This is a genomic window from Sphingobium sp. ba1, from assembly GCF_000743655.1.
Lineage (GTDB): Bacteria > Pseudomonadota > Alphaproteobacteria > Sphingomonadales > Sphingomonadaceae > Sphingobium.
This window is the reverse complement of sequence record NZ_JPPQ01000076.1, coordinates 1-3,286: the sequence shown is the minus strand read 5'-3', so window position 1 is coordinate 3,286 and position 3,286 is coordinate 1. Positions and strand designations below refer to the sequence as shown.

Below are 3,286 nucleotides of genomic sequence, written 5' to 3'. Positions count from 1 at the left end.
GCGCCACCCCCATCTGCCCGCCCCCGATGATGACGATATCGCGTGGGACAGGATCGGTCATGGCATCACATCCTCAATCGGCGCACCGCCCGTCCGCCAGCCCGGCGGCGATGCAGGTGGCAGGATCAGGCAGAGGCACGGTAACGCCGAACGTGCGCCAGCAAGACGCACTTGGCCAGACATTTCGCGGGATGATCCGCTTAGGCCGCCATGAACATATCGGCGCCCGGAGCCACCACACGATGCTCAAAATAGCCCGTGTCGATATAATGTTCGGTCAGCGCATCGACGTCAGTACCAAAAGCTGCCGCCAGATCAGGATTGGCCGCCGCATAGGCCAACGCATCGAACCCGTCGACATCCCGGCCTTCTTGCTGCCCTGCCAGAATATAATGGCGCGCAGCCGCGTCATCATCATCACCCAGCGCGACGATCAGGTCCGCGTTCGACGCAATGTAACGTAAGCCGTCAAAATCGTCGGCCATTCGGCCTTCGCCATAGCCGTTTTTGATGAAATGCTCGGCCGCCGCCTCCACATCCGTACCAATCGCGCCGATCAGATCGCCATGGGACGCGACATATTGCAGCCCGTCGAACAGATCGTCGCTCCGTCCCTCGTCACGACCGCCCTGGATGAAATGGCGCGCCCCGGCGTCCGCGTCCGTCCCGAATGCCTCGATCAGATCGCCATAGGAGGCGATATATTGCAGCCCATCAAACAACGCGTCGCTGCGGCCCTCCACAAAGCCGCCATCGATATAATGGCGTGTTGCCGCCTGCGTATCGGTGCCAAAAGCTGCGATCAGATCGTCATAGCCTGCGATATAATCGAGCACATCGAACTCTTTGGCATCGCGCCCTTCGGCAAAGCCGCTCGCCACATAATGCGCGGTCGCGCTATCTGCATCGGGTCCGAAGGCAGCGATCAAGTCCCCATAGCCAGCGATATAGCGCAACCCATCGAACGCCGACAAGCTGCCCGCCAGATCGGCACTTCCCAGCGCCTCGTTGGCAAAAGCGACATGTTCTACATTCACGATCCGCGAAGCGCCCTCTTCGCCTATGACGAAAGTCGAAGCGCCCGACACGAGATAGCTGTAACTTGCAACGCCACCCGTAAGAACCACCGTATCGAACCCATCCCCGCCGTCGACGATATTGTGGCCCGTCCCCGGCAACAGGCGATCGTCGCCAGCGCCGCCGTCCAAAATGTCGTCCCCGGAGCCGCCCTGCAAGGAATCGACACCGTCCCCGCCGGCGAGAGCATCATTCCCGCCGCCGCCACTCAGAACGTCATCGCCATTGTCACCCTGTATCTCATCGTCGCCATCGCCGCCGATGATGCGGTCGTCACCCTCGCCGCCAAAGGCAAATGCGCCATCGCGATCGATCAGGATGGTGTCGTTACCCGCTTCGCCGAACAAACGATCAAGACCCGGCGAAACCTCGCTGTTGCGCCCCAGCCCGCCGCGCAGGATGTCATCGCCATCGCCGCCATAGATCATATCGACGCCCAGGCTGCCGGTCAGGTCATCATTTCCGCCCCAACCATCGATGCTGATCCCTTCGGCCGCGCTGCGTACCGCGCCCGCCACGACGACATCATCGAACTGGGTCAACGACAAACCGCTAACATATTCGAACCCAGACAGTGTCCCTCCACCGATGTTCAGGGATCCGCCATTGGTCAACAGCGTCAGGTCAGCGGACACACCACTCGTAGCGCCGGAATAAAAGTTGACGAAAAGGCTGTCGTCGCCGATCCCGCCATCGGCGCTGTCGCCATAGGATATGCTGATGCGGTCGTTGCCCGCACCGCCAAAAAGAATGTCGGGATGCTCGTCGAGGCCATAGCCATATTCGCCAAAACCATCGATCCAGTCGTCGCCGTCGCCGCCATAAATGACGTCGCTGCCACTACCCCCGGCAAGATCATCATTGCCCGAATCGCCATAAAGAGTGTCGTCACCGCCACCGCCACGGATCAGGTCATTGCCATTTCCGCCTTCGATCAGATCGTCGCCATCGCCAGTGCTGCTGATGACGCCGTCGCCATAGAGCTTGTCATCGCCATCATTGCCGCGGACCACATCGTCACCGATGCCGCCGTAGATGGTGTCGTTGTCGCGCCCACCTTCCAACAGGTCATTGCCCTGGCCGCCGGACAGTTCGTCATCGCCGTCGCCACCGGACAACTGGTCGTTGCCGCTGCCGCCAACCAGATAATCATTGCCGGCTTCCCCCGACATGCGGTCGTCGCCTGCATCGCCGAACAGCGTGTCTCCACCGTCTCCGCCCATCATCTGGTCGTTACCGGCACCCCCGAACATCAGGTCATCGCCGCCCAGCCCGAACAGGCTGTCATCGCCGTCGCCACCTTCCAAATTATTGGCCTGGTCGTTGCCGGAAATCGTGTCGGCATGGGCCGATCCCACCACCTGCTCGACATCGACAAACTGATCGCCGTCCGGCCCCTCGCCCCAGTTTGACTGACCCAGGGTGACGGTGACGCCTTGGCCATAGCGGCTGTAATCGACCGTGTCGGTTCCTTCGCCGCCGCTGAAAAAGTCGGCCGCCGTCCCACTGAAAAACCGGTCATCGCCGGCACCACCATAGAGCGTCACGCTGCTGTCATGCGCCGTCACGCTATCAAAACCGTCTCCGGCAAAGATCGTGATCCGCTCGCTTTGGGTCGCCGCATCGATCACATCGCTGGCGCTACTGCCCTCCAGCTGCACCACGATCTCTATGTTGCGGATGGTGCCACCGGCGACGATGCGCGGTGCCTCGCCCAGAAACTGGGACGTCGATATGGTAACCCCGTCTGTCGCGCCATAGAAGGAATAATAAAGCCGGTCCGTTCCCGCTCCACCATCGACATCGTCGCCAGTGCCGACGCCGATGATGTCATCGCCGTCGCCCCCGAATATCTGGTCATGCTCCAGGCCGATATCGACGCCCGTCCAGTCTATCGTGGCACCCGCATAGGGGTCGACCGTGCCGGACCACAGCTTGTCGTTGCCGCCATTGCCGTAAATGATGTCGGCACCGGTCCAGCCATAGATTTCGTCATCACCGTCCGTACCGTTAAATGCATCATCACCAGGCGAACCAAATGTAACGGCCACAGCATTTCTCCGACTTAAGTGGCTATGGACTGGACAATAAATCCTGGCGGGTCAACTGTTACGACCTCTATGATGCCGAGGATCAGACAGGGTCATCGCCGTGTGCCGTTCCGTGGCCTTGCGTGCGCAGGCGCGCCCCCCTCCGCCCGCAAAGCCCC

1 protein-coding gene is annotated in these 3,286 nt (G+C 61.0%); it reads right to left on the bottom strand.

Annotated elements, in window-relative coordinates; translation table 11 throughout:
• Nucleotides 1-200: 200 nt before the first annotated feature.
• Nucleotides 201-3,128, bottom strand: coding sequence for a calcium-binding protein (locus IL54_RS19150; RefSeq protein ID WP_037479601.1), 2,928 nt, complete (start codon nucleotides 3,126-3,128; stop codon nucleotides 201-203).
• Between the last annotated feature and the right edge of the window lie 158 nt (nucleotides 3,129-3,286).